15 protein-coding genes are annotated in these 16,432 nt (G+C 70.1%); 9 read left to right on the top strand and 6 right to left on the bottom strand.

Going from position 1 to position 16,432, the window contains the following annotated elements; genetic code table 11:
- Window positions 1-126: 126 nt before the first annotated feature.
- The 4 genes from QR77_RS17855 (at window position 127) to QR77_RS17870 (ending at window position 4,753) form a co-directional block, all read left to right on the top strand.
- Window positions 127-2,829, top strand: coding sequence for a sensor histidine kinase (locus tag QR77_RS17855; RefSeq protein WP_040022883.1), 2,703 nt, complete (start codon window positions 127-129; stop codon window positions 2,827-2,829).
- Window positions 2,826-3,260 carry a roadblock/LC7 domain-containing protein gene (locus QR77_RS17860; protein WP_040022885.1) on the top strand — a complete coding sequence of 145 codons (435 nt, stop codon included), beginning with the start codon at window positions 2,826-2,828 and terminating at the stop codon, window positions 3,258-3,260. The genes QR77_RS17855 and QR77_RS17860 overlap by 4 nt, the downstream gene beginning before the upstream one ends.
- A 16-nt stretch (window positions 3,261-3,276) precedes the next feature.
- Window positions 3,277-3,873, top strand: coding sequence for a DUF742 domain-containing protein (locus QR77_RS17865; RefSeq protein ID WP_052488864.1), 597 nt, complete (start codon window positions 3,277-3,279; stop codon window positions 3,871-3,873).
- Between the two features lie 103 nt (window positions 3,874-3,976).
- Window positions 3,977-4,753 carry a class I SAM-dependent methyltransferase gene (locus tag QR77_RS17870; RefSeq protein WP_040022887.1) on the top strand — a complete coding sequence of 259 codons (777 nt, stop codon included), beginning with the start codon at window positions 3,977-3,979 and terminating at the stop codon, window positions 4,751-4,753.
- A 99-nt stretch (window positions 4,754-4,852) separates the two neighbouring features.
- Here the strand turns inward: QR77_RS17870 and QR77_RS17875 are convergent, their stop codons facing one another.
- The 5 genes from QR77_RS17875 to QR77_RS17895 form a co-directional block, all read right to left on the bottom strand.
- Window positions 4,853-5,635, bottom strand: coding sequence for a polysaccharide deacetylase family protein (locus tag QR77_RS17875; RefSeq protein WP_040022889.1), 783 nt, complete (start codon window positions 5,633-5,635; stop codon window positions 4,853-4,855).
- Window positions 5,636-5,827: 192 nt separating this feature from the next.
- On the bottom strand, window positions 5,828-6,544 hold the full coding sequence (locus QR77_RS17880; RefSeq protein ID WP_040022891.1) for a type 1 glutamine amidotransferase: 717 nt from the start codon (window positions 6,542-6,544) through the stop codon (window positions 5,828-5,830).
- Between the two features lie 118 nt (window positions 6,545-6,662).
- The gene (locus QR77_RS17885) at window positions 6,663-7,277 is read right to left on the bottom strand and encodes a hypothetical protein (protein WP_052488865.1); all 615 of its coding nucleotides are present in this window, start codon (window positions 7,275-7,277) and stop codon (window positions 6,663-6,665) included.
- Entirely contained in the window at window positions 7,274-8,770 is a 1,497-nt protein-coding gene (locus QR77_RS17890; protein WP_052488866.1) for a HAMP domain-containing sensor histidine kinase, read from the bottom strand. The genes QR77_RS17885 and QR77_RS17890 overlap by 4 nt, the downstream gene beginning before the upstream one ends.
- Complete coding sequence (locus QR77_RS17895; RefSeq protein ID WP_040022893.1) at window positions 8,767-9,468, bottom strand: response regulator transcription factor; 702 nt, start codon at window positions 9,466-9,468, stop codon at window positions 8,767-8,769. The genes QR77_RS17890 and QR77_RS17895 overlap by 4 nt, the downstream gene beginning before the upstream one ends.
- 254 nt (window positions 9,469-9,722) lie before the next feature.
- Between QR77_RS17895 and QR77_RS17900 the strand changes: the two genes are divergently transcribed.
- From QR77_RS17900 to QR77_RS48760, 5 genes are all read left to right on the top strand, one after another.
- Entirely contained in the window at window positions 9,723-10,640 is a 918-nt protein-coding gene (locus tag QR77_RS17900) for a hypothetical protein (protein ID WP_236710714.1), read from the top strand.
- Window positions 10,637-12,211, top strand: a complete 1,575-nt coding sequence (locus QR77_RS17905) for a peptidoglycan-binding domain-containing protein (protein ID WP_040022897.1) — start codon at window positions 10,637-10,639, stop codon at window positions 12,209-12,211. Before QR77_RS17900 ends, QR77_RS17905 begins: the two co-directional genes overlap by 4 nt.
- A complete protein-coding gene (locus QR77_RS17910) occupies window positions 12,208-12,984 on the top strand; it encodes an ABC transporter ATP-binding protein (RefSeq protein ID WP_236710715.1) in 777 nt (258 codons plus the stop codon). Before QR77_RS17905 ends, QR77_RS17910 begins: the two co-directional genes overlap by 4 nt.
- A complete protein-coding gene (locus tag QR77_RS17915; protein ID WP_236710716.1) occupies window positions 12,981-14,243 on the top strand; it encodes an ABC transporter permease in 1,263 nt (420 codons plus the stop codon). The genes QR77_RS17910 and QR77_RS17915 overlap by 4 nt, the downstream gene beginning before the upstream one ends.
- A gap of 529 nt (window positions 14,244-14,772) precedes the next feature.
- Window positions 14,773-15,063, top strand: a complete 291-nt coding sequence (locus tag QR77_RS48760) for a hypothetical protein (protein WP_236710717.1) — start codon at window positions 14,773-14,775, stop codon at window positions 15,061-15,063.
- 52 nt (window positions 15,064-15,115) lie between these two features.
- Here QR77_RS48760 and QR77_RS17925 read toward each other — a convergent pair whose 3' ends face one another.
- A complete protein-coding gene (locus QR77_RS17925; RefSeq protein WP_040028186.1) occupies window positions 15,116-16,318 on the bottom strand; it encodes a VWA-like domain-containing protein in 1,203 nt (400 codons plus the stop codon).
- Window positions 16,319-16,432 lie beyond the last annotated feature (114 nt).

Genomic DNA, 16,432 nt, shown 5'->3' on the forward strand with positions numbered 1-16,432 from the left:
TCCGCTGCCGGGCATTCCATATTCTGTTCAGGGGAAACCCAGGAGAAACCGCACCGTGACAGGTCCCTGTGAGCAAGTTGTTACGACGACGGGGCTCGGCTCGTGACCGGGGCGAGGCACGCGGCCATGCGGCCGGTTCGGCCCTCGTGGTGGGCCCCGCTCGTGCAGTGGTGGAACTGGCCGCTGCTGGTAAAGCTGGCGGCGGTGCTGATGGTGCCGGCCCTGCTCGCCGTCGCCCTGGGCGTCGTCCAGATCCAGGGCGATGTCGCGCGCGCCAACTCGTACGCGGACATGCAACGGCTGGTCACCATGCGTAGCGAGCTGCGGACGCTGCTGGAAACCCTGCAGATGGAACGCACGATGACCGTCGAACAGCTCGGCGACAGCGTTCCCGCTGATCCCTCCGCTCTGCGGGAGCAGACGCGGCTCGTCGACCGTGCCCGGACCGCTGTCTCGAACACCAGCGAGCAGGAAGTCTCCCTTGCGGGTGTCGCGGCGAACCGCTATCGGGACGCCGCCGGCCTCCTGACCCGCCTGCCCGCCCTGCGCGCGAAGGTGGCGTCCGGCCACATCGCCTCCTGGACCGCGCTCAACGACTACAGCACGATCATCAAAGGGCTGCTCAATCTGGACCAAGCGCTCTTCAGCCCGTTCAGCGTTCCCCAACTGTCCAGGTCGGCAACGACGTTGTACGACCTGGAGGCGGTGGAGGAGCAGATCCACCTCCAGCACGTGCTGGTGCTGCAAGCGGTCGGCCACGGCCACTCGATGAACCCAACGCTGATGAGGGCCCTACAGGAATCCGACATCCGCATGCGGGACGGACTCGACGCCTTCCGGACCGTGGCCACCCCTGCGGAGCTGGGCGACTACCAGCGTACGGTCACCGGCTCGGCCGTCAGCCGGCGTGCACAAGCGGTGAGCGCCGCGCTGGCCGCGCCCACCGGACCGGACGCACAGCAGAGTGCCGCCAGCTCGCCGCCGGACTCGCCGCCGGACTCGCCGCCCGTCTCGCTGCCGGTCTCGGTCGAGAAGTGGAACCACGACTCGGAAAACACCGGCATGCTCGTCATCAAGGTGGCGGACGACCTCACCCACACGTTGCACACCACATCGGCCGAGCTGCAGGACCAGTCGAGCAACCGCGCAGGCGTGGCGTCCCTGATCGTCTTCGCGGTGCTGCTGCTCGCTCTTGCCATCGGTTTCGCGATCGGCCGGCATCTGCTGCGGTCGCTGACTGTCCTGCGGACGACGGCACTTGACGTGGCGGAGCGCCGGCTGCCCGCCGCGGTCGCGCGCATTCTCGACGGGCAGGTGACGGACGCCGCGGTCGACGTCGTACCGGTCCACACCACGGAGGAGTTCGGCCAGCTCGCCAGGGCGTTCGACACGGTGCACTCTCAGGCCGTACTGCTGGCGGCGGAGCAGGCCGGGCTGCGCGGTGACCTCAGGAACACACTGGTCAACCTCTCCCGGCGCAGCCAGAGCCTGGTGGACCGCCTGCTGCTGCTGATGGAACAGCTCGAGCGGCGCGAGGAGGACCCGGACCAACTCGGCAGCCTCTTCACGCTCGATCACCTGGCGACACGCATGCGGCGCAACAACGAGAACATGATGGTCCTGTGCGGCGGCACACTGGTGCGCTCATCCCATCAGCGAGTGGCGCTGGACACCGTGCTGAGAGGTGCTGTCTCCGAGATCGAGCGCTACCAACGGGTACGCGTCCTGCCCGGCGCTCCCGTCGACGTGATCGGGTACGCGGCCGGTGACCTGGGGCGGCTTGTCGCCGAACTGCTCGACAACGCGACGGCGTTCTCCCCGCCGCAGACCCAGGTGATCATCGGCTGCACCCGGGAGCCCGACGGCTCGGCCCTGATCGAGATCCAGGACGAGGGAATCGGGATGAGCGAGAGCGACCTCGCCGCGGCCAACCAGCGCATGGCGGTGGAAGCCGCCACGGATACGCCCGCGTCCCGGCAGCTCGGACTGCTGGTGGTCGGCCGCCTGGCCGATCGGCACGGCATCGCGGTCAACTTGAGCTCGCAGCCGAACCGCAGGGGGCTGCGGGCCCGGGTACGTATACCGGGAACGCTGGTCGGCGCGCAGGCATCGAGCCAGGCGGGGCAGCGGGGCGCGCTCACCGGACGACCGGCTGCTGCCAGTGCTGCGAACGCCGCGACTGCCACGACCGCCGCGAGGCTTCCGAGGCGGGCGGGCGGCGGCCGGACCAGCGACGGCCGGATCAACGACGGTAGGACAGCCTCGCTTCCGCGGCGGCCGCTCACCGACACCGGCCAAAGGCCCGCCCAGGTCGCCAAACACGCCCCTCGTCAGCCCGTCGGCCAGCCGTGGTTCGCGAAGACCGCGTCGGCATCGGTGACGACAACGGCCGCCCCCGGCACGGGAAGCGCGGCGGACACCCCGGTGGCGCCCGCCGAGGCGGTGACGCCCGTACCCGTGGTGAAGCCCGTACCTCCGGTGTCGCCCGTACCTGTCACGTCGTCCCGGCCCCATCCCCCCGGCGGCGGGGAACCGACACCGGACGGACCGGCGCCCGCGCTTCCTGTCCGGCGCCCGGCCGCGCGAGCGGCGCGGAAGCCCGACGCGCCGGCCGACCTCACGCAGGCCGGGTTGCCCAGAAGGCTTCCGCCTACGCGATCCACCCCACCGGCCCGGGTTGAGCGGCCCCCCGCCGGAGACGGGGCATCTACTACGGGCTTGGACGCCGGCCGCGCCCACAGCTTCCTCAGCAGCTACCAGTCGGGCCTCCGTCGGGCGCGACCCGAGCAGACACAGAATCCATCGGCTACAGGCAGGAAAAAGCCATGACATCACCCAACTCCGAGGATGTGAGCCAGTTCGGATGGCTGGTCACCAACTTCACCGAACGAGTCCCCAACGTGTCGCACATCGTGGTGATCTCAGCCGACGGACTGCTGCTCACCGCGTCGGACGGGCTGGCAGACGAACGTGCCGAGCAACTCTCCACCATCGCGGCCGGTGCGATCAGCCTGATCCATGCCGCTGCCCGCTGTATCGACACCGGGGATGTGCGGAGCACGGTGGTTCAGATGGAGCACGGCAACATGCTGATGATGTCGATCCGGGACGGCTCGTGCCTGGTCGCCCTGGCAGCCCCGGACTGTGAAATCGGCCAGATCGCCTACGAGATGTCCGTGCTCGTCGACCAGGTCGGCGAGATGCTGACGCCGGAACTCCGTACCGAGCTGCAGCAATCCCGCCAGACTGCCGTCCGATAGCGCGGACGAGAAGAACATGAGCACCGGTGGAGGCCCGTCCGGGCCTCGAAGAGATCAGGACGCGGACGACGAACAGACCTTCGCCGACGTGCTCAACGCGTTCAGTTTCGGCAACGCGCGACGCAGGCGAAAGGCGTCCGGTACGCGTGGCACGCCGCGTGACGTGCCGCAGCACGAGAAAGAGGAGGCGTCGCCGGCGCCTGCCTACGAGTCGTACGGGCAGGCGCCCACGGTGGACGACCAGTTGGCCACCTGGGAACCCGAGGACGCCGAGGGGGAAGCGCCGGCCGCATCCGTCCGCGCCTACGTGTGGACGGGCGGCCGGACCAGGTCACGCCATCACTTCGAGATCGAGACCCTGGTCACCGCCGCCGAACCGAGCAGCAACGCTGACACCCAGCCACACCGCGCGGTGCTCGGGCTGTGCCAGGAACCGAGGTCGGTGGCCGAGGTGGCGGCGCTGCTCGCGATGCCCCTCGGGGTGGCCATGGTCCTCCTCGGTGACATGGCGGACCAAGGACTGATCGTTGTCCACGGGACAGCGAACGACGAGGACGGCGCCGCGAGCCCGACGCTGATGGAGAGGGTGCTGATCGGGCTGCGTCAGCTCTGAGTGCGCGGCTTCCCGTGGTGACAGTGCTGCCGGCAGTGAGGCGTCGCGCCGATCATGCGCATGACCGGCGCCTCCGGGGAATGAGGCCCGGTAATCTCGGGCCATGCCCGAGACATCGGTGGCGCGTTTCTACGACGACCTGGCTGACGACTACCACCTGATCTACGCGGACTGGGACGCGAGCATCCGTCGGCAAGGGGTCGCCCTGGACGCCCTGATCGGCCAAGATCGCGCGGCGGCCCTCGACTGTTCCTGCGGCATCGGCACACAGGCCATCGGCCTGGCGCTGCGCGGACACCGGGTCACTGGCACCGACCTCAGCCCCCGCGCCGCCGCCCGCGCCGCCCGTGAGGCCGCCCGCCGGAACCTGAGCCTGCCCACGGCCGCTGCCGACATGCGGCGTCTTCCGTTTCCTGATGGCCGGTTCGACACGGTCGTCTGCGCCGACAACTCGCTGCCTCACCTGCTGACCGAGCAGGATGTGCGCGCCGCCCTGGCCGAGATGTACCGCGTACTGCGTCCCGACGGCATGCTCCTGGTCAGCACACGCGATTACGACGACCTGCTGCGCGACCGCCCGGCTTCGACGCCTCCGCAGGTCCACAGGAACGTCGACCGCGCCCACGGTGAAGAAAGAACCGTCACCTTCCAGCTCTGGCACTGGCATGACGACGGCGAGCACTACGACCTGGAGCACTTCCAGCTCCTTCCGGCAGGGGAAGAATGGCGCGTCCAGGTCCGCCGTACTACTTACTGGGCACTCGCCCGGGACCGGCTGACCGGCCTCGCAGCCGAGGCCGGGTTTGTCGGCCCCCAGTGGCGGATGCCGCAGGAGACGGGCTTCTTCCAGCCGCTGCTCGTGGCCCGCGCCGGTGAGTAGGCGACTCGACCTGCCGACGTAGAAGGAGAGGTGTCGGACCACTCCGATGCCCTGGCAAGTACTCGGAAGGGCATCCCTGTCCGTGCGGGCGAACCTCGCTCATCGCACGGGGAAGCCGAAGGAGTACCCCTGCTCCTTCAGCCACGGCAGCACCTCGCGCAGAGCGGCCAAGGTCTCGGAGCGGTCCCCTCCCGCGTCGTGGAACAGGATGGTCGGACCGTTGGGGAGTTCACTCTTGACGGTGGCGACGATGGTCTCCACGCCGGGACGCTCGAAGTCCTTGGAGTCGACGTTCCAGCCCAGCGGCCGCATTCCCCGGGACGCGGCGAGCTGCCGGCTGTACGGGGTGAAAGCACCGCCCGGGGCTCGGTAATACTGCGGCCGGACGCCTCCGGACGCCTTGGTGATCATGCGTTCGGCATCCAGGATCTCCTTGGACTGATAGGCCTCGGACTTCTTGTCCATGGTGGTGTCGTGCGAGATCGTGTGGTCGCACAGCCGGTGCCCGCCCGCCACGACCGCCTTGACCAGGTCCGGGTACGCCTGGGCCTGCGTGCCCACCATGCAGAACGTCGCCTTCACACCGCTGTCCTTCAGCAGTCGCAGCACCTGCGGCGTCCAGGTCGGGTCCGGTCCGTCGTCGATGGTGATGTTGACGCCCCGGGCGCCGCGGTCCGAGGCGTGCGCGATGTCCGCCGCCACCTTGGCCACTGTCTGGTCCTGGGGCCGGGCGGACGGCGCTGAGGCACCCGCTTGCGGCTGCCGCCCGTCGGCGGGGGCGGCCTGCACGGTCCACATGGATGTGGCAACGGCCACCGCTGTCACCCCGAGCGCCGCCGCGAGAACCCGGCCGTGCCACCCAAGTCGCTTGTGCCTCGCCATGTCCGCCCGCCCCTTTGCTGTCTCCGCCGATGCCGTGCACCCATCAGGACATACGAACGCCCGCACAGGACACCCGTGTTACCGATCAAGGACAAACCCGCAGGGGGCCGGCGACAAACGCAGGGCTTCCGCGACAGACGAGGGGGTCGCGACGGCCTCGTAAACACGGCCTCCCCGAGGTACGTCGGGGGCTCAGTGGGTCCGAACCTGTGCCGCGAAGCGGTGGGCCAGCTTTCGCCAGACGGCGGACGCGGCAGGTTCGTCGAGGCGGGCGCGGGTATGGAGGGCGGTACGGTCGGCCGCGCCGTGGCGGGAAAGCCGCGCGGGGTCCCAGCGCAGAATCCTCTCCGCGCTCGCCTCCGGGTGGAACTGCACGCCCCACGCCCGTTCCCCGAGCCGGAACGCCTGGTACGGGCACGCGTCGCTCTCGGCGAGCCAGTGGGCACCGTCCGGGAGGCGGACAATGCGGTCCACGTGGTTCTCCACCGCCGTCGGCCGCGCGGGCAGGTCACGGAACAGCGGGTCCTCGTCCGCCTCCGCCCGCAACCGCAGCGCCGTACTGCCGAACTCCGGTGCCCCGTACTCCCCGCGCACCTCCCCGCCCCCGACCTGCGCCAGCATCTGCCCGCCCAGGCAGATCCCGAACACCGGTACGCCGCGCTCCAGCGCTTGCCCCATCAGGGCCCTGGTGCCGGCGAGCCAGGGCGCCCTCGCGTCGTCGTCCGGCAGGTAACCGCCGCCCAGCACGATCAGCGCGTCCCGCTCCAGCTTCCCGGGCACGGTCTCCCCTTCGTACGGGCGCACCACGTCCAGGGCCAGTCCGCCCTCGGCGAGCCACCCTGTCCAGCGGTCCGGGCCGCCCCGCTCGGTGTGCTGGACGACCAGGGCCCGCGCTCCGCTCTCGTTCATACCTGCCAGTCTCTCCCCCCGGGCACCGGCGCCGGCCGCAGGCGGGACGCGGCAGGGGTTCCGGCGGGGTTTCGGCAGGGGTTTCGGCGGATGAGTTCGCCGTATCCTCCGGTTCGACTCACCCCTGGTCGGGGGGAGATTCCGTTGCTCCACCCAATGCGGGACGTTCCGAACCGTTCCACGTCGGCTGGGTGGAGGGGCGGACGGCATCGCTGGAGGTCGCCAGGGAGCAGCCTCCGTTGGCTGTGTCGGTGCGCCAGACTCCGGAGTCGCCCGAGGAGTAGGTGACGGTCACCTGCACCGCGTTCACGTGTGGGTCTTGGGTGTGGTGAGCGTGGGCGGTCGTGCAGATCAGTTGGTTGAGAGCGGCGATGCTCAGCGGCCCGGTGACCGGGGGCAGTTGGATCGACAGCCCGGTTTTGCCTCTGTTCCAGATTTTCGGCTGGCCCGTCAGCGGTGGTATCTCGGTTTTCACGCCGGCTTGCTGTTCATCGCCGTTCGGCCCCTGAAGGAGCATGTGCATGGCCGTCACCGCGTCTGCTTCGCGACCCGTTTTACGGGGGACCGGGATCAGAACGCCGTCCCTGACGAAGTAGATCAGGGTGGGCGACTGGATACCCGTGGCGGGCGCTCCTGACTCGACCACACCGGTGGTGGGGATGCCGCAGGCGGAGAGCAGGAGCCCCGCCGCGACCAGCAGTGCGGGCCGGGCCCTCCGGTGGGCAGGTCTCATGGGTGGCTCTCCATCGCTGGTTCGGGATCCGACTCGCCCTGTCCCAGAGGGAGTTCGACGGTGAAGACGGCGCCGCCTTCCGGACCGTTCGCCGCGCGGATGGTGCCGCCGTGCAGGTGGACGTTCTCCGCTGTGATGGCAAGTCCAAGACCGCTGCCCTCGGTTCTGGTCCGGGCGGTGTCCGATTTGTAGAAACGGTCGAAGACGTGGGGCAGGACGCTGTCCGGGATGCCCGGCCCGCTGTCCAGCACCTCGATGACCGCCTGCCGTCCCCCGGTCCCGGGGTGGTCCTCCACGGACAGGCGCAGCCGTACGGGGAGTTCGCCGTGGCGCAGCGCGTTTCCGACCAGGTTCGCGACGATCACATCGAGGCGGCGCGGGTCGACGCGGCCGCGGAGCGCGCCGGGCAGGGGCAGTTGGGTGTCCACCGTCTCCAGCCAGGCGCGGTTGGTGAGCGTACGCCGGACGGATTCGGCGAGGTCGATGTCGTCCAGGTTCAGGCCGGCAGCGCCCGCGTCGAAACGGGAGATCTCCATCAGGTCTTCGACCAGGCGGGCCAGCTTGACGGTTTCCTCGCTGATGAGGCGCACCGCGGTGGCGGTGTTGGGATCGAGGTGGGCCGCGTTCTGGTCGAGGATGTCGGTGACCGCCAGGGTGGCTGCCAGCGGGGTGCGCAGTTCGTGCGATACGTCGGCGGCGAAGCGGCGGGCACGTGCCTCCATGCGCCGCAACTCGGCCACGGTGCCCTCCAGGGCCGCGGCTGTCTCGTTGAACGTGCGTGACAGGTCGGCGAGTTCGTCGGTGCCGTTGACGGCGAGCCGGGTGTCCAGGTGGCCTTCGGCGATGCTGCGGGTGGCGCCGCGCAGCGCTCGTACCGGCCGCAGTACGCCACGGGCGGCGAGCAGCGCGAGCAGGACGGCCAGAACCAGGGCGGGTACGGTGGCCCGCTCGACGGCGGGGACCAGGGCCTGGACGTAGGAGAGTTCGGTGGTCTGCGGCACCGTCAGGAAGACCGCGAGGCCGGAGGGTTCGGACACGTTCGGCAGCGACGTGCCGAAGGTGACCGGCAGGCCGATGACGAGTGCGGGGCGGCCGTTCGTCGTCACACGTTGGAAGACGGTGGCTGTCCGGGAGCGTACGGCCGTGCGCATGGCGGGCCTCAACTCGTCGAACGGGTCCTTCGGTGAGGAGGTGGCGCTCAGGTGGTCGTAGGTGGCCATGACGCGCCAGTTCCCCGACGGTTCGGAGCGGGCCACATCGGTGGCGAGGGCGGCCAGTTGGGCCTGGTTCGGAGGAAAGCTGAGGCCGGCCGCGAGGTCGTTGACGTGATCCCGGAACTGCCCGATCACGGTGTCCTGGCTCTGCTGGAGTACGCCGGTACGCGCTTCCCGGAACGTCAGGGCGCCGGTGGTCAGGGTGGCGACGGCGGCGACCAGCAGGAAGGCCGTCAGCAGCCGGCCGCGCAGACCGCGCAGCAGCGGTGGGGCTTTCACCGGGACGTGAACCGGTAGCCGAACCCGCGCACGGTCTGGATGAAGCGCGGCTGTCCGGGTACCTCGCCCATCTTGGTGCGCAGCCGCTTGACGCAGGCGTCCACCAGCCGTGAGTCGCCGTGGTAGCTGTGCTCCCACACCGCTTCGAGCAACTGCTGCCGGCTGAACACCTGGCCGGGCGAGGCGGACAGGGTGAGCAGGAGACGCAACTCGGACGGGGCGAGCGCGACGGGATCGCCCCGGCGGGTGACGGTCAGTCCGGCCCGGTCGATGGCCAGTTCGCCGTGTTCACCGTACGTCTCGGTCTTCGGTACGGATCCGTCGGCGGGTGCGCCGCCGACCCGGCGCAGGACCGCGCGGATGCGGGCTTCGAGCACCCGGGCCTGTACGGGTTTCACGACGTAGTCGTCGGCTCCCACTTCGAGCCCGATCACGATGTCCACGTCCTCGCCCCGGGCGGTCGCCATGATGATCGGAACCAGGTCGTCGGCCGCGCGGATACGTCGGCACACCTCCAGCCCGGACATGCCGGGCAGCATCAGATCGAGCACCACGACGTCCGGCCGGAACGACTTGAGCTGTTCCAGCCCGTCCTCGCCCGTCCCGGCGGAGGCGACGTCGTGCCCCTGATAGCGCAGGGCGAGCTGGACGCCTTCACGGACAGCACGGTCGTCTTCGATGAGCAGGACACGCGGCATGTGCTCAGTATCCACAGCAGACCGGGCCGGACCCGGCCCTGTTACCAGATGATCACATGCGCGCGAGCCCGGTGACGGGCGCCGAGGCGCGCCCCCGGGCGGCGAGACGGCTGTTGCCGTCTCATCACACTCCGGGCCAGGTCCCATCACACCGCGGGCCCAGCCTGAACCACCATGACCGCGCGTCCCGGCCCCGGAAACGAGAAAATGCCATGAACCTACCCAAAAACCTCCGCATTCCCACCGTTACCGCCGTGGCAGTCGCTCTGCTGCCACTCCTCGCCGCCTGTGGCGGTAACACGGCGAGTACGGCTTCCACGTCCGCCTCAGGGACGGCCGGCGCTGCCGGCACCGCCGGCACCACGAAGACAGCCGACGGGGTGGCGCAACTCACCGTCCCGGACGGCGCGGATGAGGCGACCAAGCAGACGTACATCGTCGAGAACACCCTCGCGTCCTGCATGAAGAAGAAGGGTTTCACCTACACACCACACGTGGCGACGGCGGAAACGGGCGACTCCGCCGGCTGGGCCGACGGTGAGGACTACGCGCTGGCGAAGAAGTCCCGACAGAAGTACGGGTTCGGCAATTACGCACCCGCCGTCTATCCCGACGATCCGAACGCTCCCTTCAGCAGAGCGTCGGGAAGGGTGTCGGGAAAGGCCGGCTTCACCTCCGACGACGACGAGAAGGGCTTCACCCCCGCTCAGTTGAAGGCTTACGAGGTCGCGCTGAGCGGCCCTCCGGCCAAGAGCAAGTGGGAGGAGAAGATCGGCGGATGCGAGGCGACGGCACGTGCCGCGGCGTACGGACCGCCGCTGAGCGCCGCCGCGGAGAAGAAGAAAGAGGACGCGCAGACCGAGCAGAACCGTGCGAACGGTCTTGAGCTCAACGGCGATACCCAACTGGTCCAACTCGCCCAGCAGTTCGCCGCGTGCCTGACGGCCCAGGGCATCGAGGTCAGCACCACCCAGCCCACCGGCATGGTCGACATGGTGCGGCTGGACCAGGACGTGCCGGAGAACCACTTCGGCATGAGCAAGGAGGCCGCGCTGCCCCTGCTGACCAAGGAAATCGACATCTCCCTCAAGGACTTGGAGTGCGGCAGGAAGTTCCGGGCCGCGTACTTCCCGAAGGAGAAGGCCCACCCGTACTACGGCGAGGACGCGTGAACCCTCTCAGCAGCCGCAAGCAACTGGGCGCCCTGGTGGGCGCGGTGATCCTGGTCGGCGCGGGTGGCTGGTTCGCCGGTACGCAGGTGCGTTCCCCGGCCGACGCCGCCGCCGCGCACCGCGCGCCGAAGGCCGGTCCTGTGACCGTAGCGGTCCAACTGCGGTCGCTCACAGCGACCGTGGTCACGACTGGGTCCGTCGAGTTCGCCTCGCCCAAGCCGCTCTCGCTGGCCGGCTCCGTCGGCACCGGGGCGACAGCGGCCGCGGACGGCGAGGGAGCCGAGCAGCGGGTCACCAAAGCACCGGTCGTCGGTGCCAAGGTCAAGGAGGGCGACGTACTGATGACGGTCAACGGCCGCCCGGTGATCGCGCTGAGCGGATCCGTACCGATGTACCGCGCGCTGGGCCCCGGCACCTCCGGCGACGATGTGAAGCAGCTCCAGAAGGACTTGCGGGGGCTCGGCTTCGACCCCGGGGCGATCAGCGGAACTTACGGCCAGGGCACCGCGACGGCGGTCACCAACTTCTACAAGCACGAGGGATACGAAGCGCAGCAGCCGAGCGCCGACGACCAGCAGAAGCTGGGCCAACTGCAACAGGCGGTGTCCGCCGCCCAGGAGACGCTCCTCACCACCGGTGACAGCAGCACCGGTGACAGCAGCACCGGTGACAGCAGCACCGGTGACAGCAGCACCGGTGACAGCAGCACCGGTGACAGCACCGCCACAACGGAGACGGGCACACACGGCGGCACGGACTCGCCGAGTTCGCCGAGTTCGCCGAGCCCGAAGTCCAGCACGGACACGCAGGTTCATCAGCTACAGCTCGATTCCGCGCACAAGGCGCTGGACATGGCGAACGCCGCGCTCAGCACCTTCCAGGCCACTTACGGGACCAAGGTCCCGGCCGGCGAGGTCGTCTTCTTCCCGAAGCTGCCCGTACGGCTGGACAAGGTGACCGTGAAGGCAGGGGACAGCGTGTCCGACCAGATCGGCACGGTGACCAGCTCCGACCTGGTGGTGCAGGCCGTCGTCCCGGGTTCGGACGCCAAACTGCTCCGGAAGGGCATGGCGGTCGAACTGACGACCACCGAGGGCAAGAAGGCGGAGGGCACCGTGTCCGCACTCGGCGCCGACGCCACGTCCTCCACGACGCCCTCCACTTCGGCGGGCAGCGGCGACGGATCTGCCGGGACGACGTCGGAAGACACCGGCCCCGCAGCCGCCGGCACCTCCGCGGGTACCTCCGGCGCATCCGACACCTCCGCCACCGACGCCTCGGCCCCGAAGCAGTTGCGTATCTCCATAACCGAACCAGGCCCGCTGGCCGGCCAGGCCGAAGCCTCCGTGAAGGTGAGCATCAAGATCGGCGCCTCGGACGGCAAGGTGCTGACCGTACCGGTCGCCGCGATCCGTACCTCGTCCGACGGGCAGGCCCGGGTGCAGGTCCAGCGCGACGGCAAGCTGACCGACGTACAGGTCACCGTCGGGCTCTCCGCGGCCGGGCTCGTCGAGGTCAAGCCGACCAGCGGCACACTGAAACAGGCCGACGAAGTGGTGGTGGGCGAATGACCACCGGCCCCACCCCTGCTCCCACCTCTGCCACCACTGTTGCGACAACCGACCGGCCCGGGCCGGACAACGGCGGTGCCGGCCCGGACGCCGTCATCGAACTCACCGATGTGGAGCGGACCTTCGACTCCCAACCGCCCGTGCGCGCGCTGCGCGGTGTGAACCTGACCGTACGACGCGGCGAACACCTCTCCGTCGTCGGCCCTTCGGGCTCCGGGAAGTCGACGCTGCTCAACACGCTCGGCCTGCTCGACCGGCCCACCGCCGGCTCGTACCGGCTGGACGGGGTGGAGACCACCGGGCTCGGAGACCTCGAACGCACCGCGCTGCGCGGCAGCCGGATCGGGTTCGTCTTCCAGTCCTTCCACCTGTTGCCGTACCGGACCGTGGACGAGAACGTCATGCTGGCGGAGGCGTACCGCAGACCCCGCCCCGGTCTCGGCCGGGCGGGCCGCCTCGCCCGCGCCCGCCAGACGCTGGACCGCGTGGGGCTCGGGCACCGGTCGGGCTTCAGGCCCGACCGGCTGTCCGGCGGAGAGCGCCAACGGGTCGCCATCGCAAGGGCGTTGATCAGCGATCCCGCCCTGCTGCTCTGCGACGAGCCCACCGGCAACCTCGACAGCGAAAACACACTCTCCGTGCTGGAACTCTTCGACGACCTCTGCGCCCAGGGCATGACCCTGGTGCTGATCACCCACGACGAAGCGGTCAGCCGCCGGGCGGGACAGCGCGTACGGATCACCGATGGCCGCCTCACCCTGGAGACCGAGTGAAACGCGCGACAAGGGCGTCATCGGCGGGGGTACGTATCGAACGCCCCTGGATGGACCCCCGCGACCTCTGGACGGAAGCCCTCGCGGGCGTCATGGCGCGCCCGGTACGGTCCGCGTTGACCACGCTCGGCACGGTGCTCGGCATCACCACGCTCGTCATCACCATCGGGGTGGCGTCCACCGCCGGAAACCAGATCGTCGGCCGGTTCGACGCGCTCACCGCGACCTCGGTGACCGTGGTGGTGCCGCCCGAGGCCGCCGGCGTCACCACCGACTCGGCGCCGCTGGTGAGTTGGTCGGGGACCGACGCGGTACGGCGGCTGGCCGGCGTGGACTCGGTCGCCGCCCTCGCCGACTCCACCCCGACGAACAGCGTTCAGGTACGTTCCAACGACGTGAACGCGCCCGGCGACCTCTCCGGCCAGACCCTGGCAGTGGTCGCCGCCTCGGCCGGGCTGCCCGCCGCCGTACACGGTGCGATGAGCGCGGGACGGTTCTACGACGCCGGCGACATCGCCCGGCGCGACCAGGTCGCGGTGCTCGGCGACCAGGCCGCCCGTCTCCTCGGCATCAGTCACGTGCAGGACGCCCCGGCGATCTTCTTCCAGGGCCAGTCGTACACCGTCATCGGCATTCTGGGCGGCATCAAGCGCGAACAGCGCCTGTCCACCGCTGTGATGCTCCCGCCCACCACCGCCGCGGACCGCCTCGGCCTGAAGGACGTCACGCGCGTACTGGTCAACACCGCCCTCGGCGCGGCCCAGCAGGTCGCGCACCAGACACCGATCGCCCTGGCGCCCGGCCACGGGGACTCCCTCACCGTCGTCGCGCCGGCCGACCTGTCCAAGGCCCGCGACGGCGTCCAGAACGACGTCAACGGTCTCTTCCTCGTCCTCGGCCTGGTCTCGCTCGTGGTCGGCGCGATCGGCATCGCCAACGTCACCCTGGTGACCGTGATGGAACGGGTCGGCGAGATCGGACTCCGCCGCGCCCTGGGCGCCTCACGTCGGCAGGTGGCCGGCCAGTTCCTGCTGGAGTCGACGACCATCGGCCTGCTCGGCGGCATCGTCGGCGCGGCCCTCGGCATCGCCGTCGTGGTGTGCGTCGCCGTCACCAAGCAGTGGACCCCGGTGCTCGACCTGCGCCTGGCTCTCGGCGCGCCACTCGCCGGAGCCCTCGTCGGCCTGCTCGCCGGCCTGTACCCCTCGCTGCGCGCCGCCCGAATGGAACCGGTGGACGCGCTGCGCGCACCGTCGTAACGGACGCGAGACTGTACGGGGACCCGAGGCTGCGAAAGGAACGCCCGGACGCTGTGGCGGGCGCGCCATCCCCGCAGGCGCGGGGAGCAGTTGTTCCGGAGCCGGTGCCTCTTCGCGCATGGGCCACCGACGCGTCGCGGCCAACGGTGTTGCGAAGTCGTCAGTTCATTGGCGTCGTGTCATGCGCCTGTAACAGGCGCTGACCTGGGCCGTTATGCGTGCCAGAGTCATCGCTGTCGCCGGTGGCCGTGTGAGCACCCGGGGGGTGAACGGGGTCTTTGCCACTGGATGCAGGACTACATACATCAAGAAGTAAAAGAGGGACATGATGCGTACGCGTACTGTTCGTTGGAGTGTGTCGGCTTCGCTGCTCGTGGCCGCGGGCCTGGCGTTGACCGCGTGTGACCCCGGTGATTCGGTCTCCGCGTCCGTCTCCTCCTCCGGCGGGTCCGGCTCGACCGCATCGAGCCGAACAACCGCGGCCACACCCCCGGCAGCGCAGCAGTCGTCGAAGGCGGGCGGGCTGCCCGTGCCCCCCGGGCCGGCGGATCCGGACCTGAGGTGCACCAACCAGTACAGCTACGCGGGCGACTCCCGCGACAACGCCACCATCAACAGCATCGGTTCCGACACAGGCACCTGCCCCCCGGTAGTGCCGGACCAGTCGTCGCAGGCCGAAGACCGGCCCGCACCCCCCGGACCCGCCGACCCCGACCAGCGCTGCACCAACCAGTACAACTACGTGGGCGACTCCCGCGACAACGCCACCATCAACAGCCTCGGCTTCGAATCCGGCACCTGCCCCCCGTTCAAGCCCTGACCCTGGCATGTCGTGCGTACGGTAGGTCTCCCGGCCGCTTCGCAGCTCCGCCTCAGCCGATGGTGACGACACGCGCCCAGGACGGCGGGGTGCCCGGGACGTAATCGGGGTTCCTTTCCGCAACGCGGACGGGACGAGGAAAGAGACCGACGACGGTGCGGCAGGGCGGTCGCGCGGAGGGCCAGGGTGTCTGGCCGTCCGTCAGGGCGACGATCACGTCCGGACGCGGCCGGGAGCGGAGTGCCCGGGCGAAACCGGAGCGCAGATCCGTACCGCCGCCACCGACCAGTTCGATGTTCTCCGCACGGCAGAGCGGGATGGCGATCCCGGCCGCCGCGTCGCACGAGATCACCGAGACCAGGTCACGCCGCCCGCCCACCGCACGCGAGATCGCCGCCACCTCCAGCAGCGCGCTGCCCAGCTCGGCGTCGCTCACCGATCCGGAGGTGTCGATCACGACGCAGACCCGGGGCGGCATACGGCGCAGGCTCGGCAGCAGCACTCCGGGGACACTGGCCGAGCGCCGGGACGGGCGCCGGTAGCTGTGGTTCTCGCCCACCCCCGGCGCACTCGCCGCGGAGCGCATCGCCGCCCCCAGCAAACGCGCCCACGGCTGCGGCGGTTGGAACGCCTCGTCGGCCCACCGGCGCCATCCCTCCGGAGCGGCGCCCGGCCGGCCCCTGATCCCTTCGGCGACCCGGAAACGGACCGCGTCCCGCTGCTGCTCGCTCAGCCCGTGTGCGCCGTCGGGCCCCAACTCCCACGGCCGGCCCTGCCCGTCGGCACCACTACCGCAGTCCAGCCAGGCCAAGTCCGCGGTGAGCCCTGACATCGACGCCGTCCGCAGGTACTCCTCCATCAGCAGCCCGAAGGGCAGCCGCAGCAGAGACGGCAGCACCGCCCCGGTGGGCAGCAGCAGCCCTTCACCGTAGATGTCGTCGTTGATCTCGAAGTCGGCGGCGATGTTGCGCCGCAGCCGCTCGCCCGGCCCGTACTCCTCGTGCTCCCGCGCATACCGCTCGCCCCGCGCATGATGGTCCCGGAGCAGATGCGAGACCTCGTGCACCCAGACGCCCGCCAACTCCTCGACCGGGGTGCGCGCCACGAAGCCGGGCGATACGTAGCAGCGCCAGTGCGCGTCCACCGCCATCGTCGGTACCGACCGGTCCTCCACCACATGCAGCGCGAAGAGTGCGCCGGCCAGGTAGGGACGTACCTTCACCGCGTGCAGCCGAGCGGCCAGCAACTTCTCCATGTCCAGCGGGAGTCCGGGCCGGCCGTACGCCGTCCCGGAGTCGGCCGGCGGCGTCGGTACGGTGGCCCGCACCGGACGCGGCGGCGCGGGCCGGGCCATCGGGCGCGGCAGAGG

It is taken from the genome of Streptomyces sp. 150FB (assembly GCF_000818195.1).
Classification (GTDB): Bacteria; Actinomycetota; Actinomycetes; order Streptomycetales; family Streptomycetaceae; genus Streptomyces.

Excerpts from the sequence above, each read along its gene's own strand:
- QR77_RS17860 (WP_040022885.1), top strand. The coding sequence starts at position 2,826 with ATGACATCACCCAACTCCGAGGATGTGAGCCAGTTCGGATGGCTGGTC.
- QR77_RS17885 (WP_052488865.1), bottom strand. The coding sequence starts at position 7,277 with ATGAGACCTGCCCACCGGAGGGCCCGGCCCGCACTGCTGGTCGCGGCG.
- QR77_RS17895 (WP_040022893.1), bottom strand. The coding sequence starts at position 9,468 with ATGCCGCGTGTCCTGCTCATCGAAGACGACCGTGCTGTCCGTGAAGGC.
- QR77_RS17910 (WP_236710715.1), top strand. The coding sequence starts at position 12,208 with ATGACCACCGGCCCCACCCCTGCTCCCACCTCTGCCACCACTGTTGCG.
- QR77_RS17880 (WP_040022891.1), bottom strand. The coding sequence starts at position 6,544 with ATGAACGAGAGCGGAGCGCGGGCCCTGGTCGTCCAGCACACCGAGCGG.
- QR77_RS17855 (WP_040022883.1), top strand. The coding sequence starts at position 127 with ATGCGGCCGGTTCGGCCCTCGTGGTGGGCCCCGCTCGTGCAGTGGTGG.
- QR77_RS17875 (WP_040022889.1), bottom strand. The coding sequence starts at position 5,635 with ATGGCGAGGCACAAGCGACTTGGGTGGCACGGCCGGGTTCTCGCGGCG.
- QR77_RS17925 (WP_040028186.1), bottom strand. The coding sequence starts at position 16,318 with ATGGAGAAGTTGCTGGCCGCTCGGCTGCACGCGGTGAAGGTACGTCCC.
- QR77_RS17865 (WP_052488864.1), top strand. The coding sequence starts at position 3,277 with ATGAGCACCGGTGGAGGCCCGTCCGGGCCTCGAAGAGATCAGGACGCG.
- QR77_RS17870 (WP_040022887.1), top strand. The coding sequence starts at position 3,977 with ATGCCCGAGACATCGGTGGCGCGTTTCTACGACGACCTGGCTGACGAC.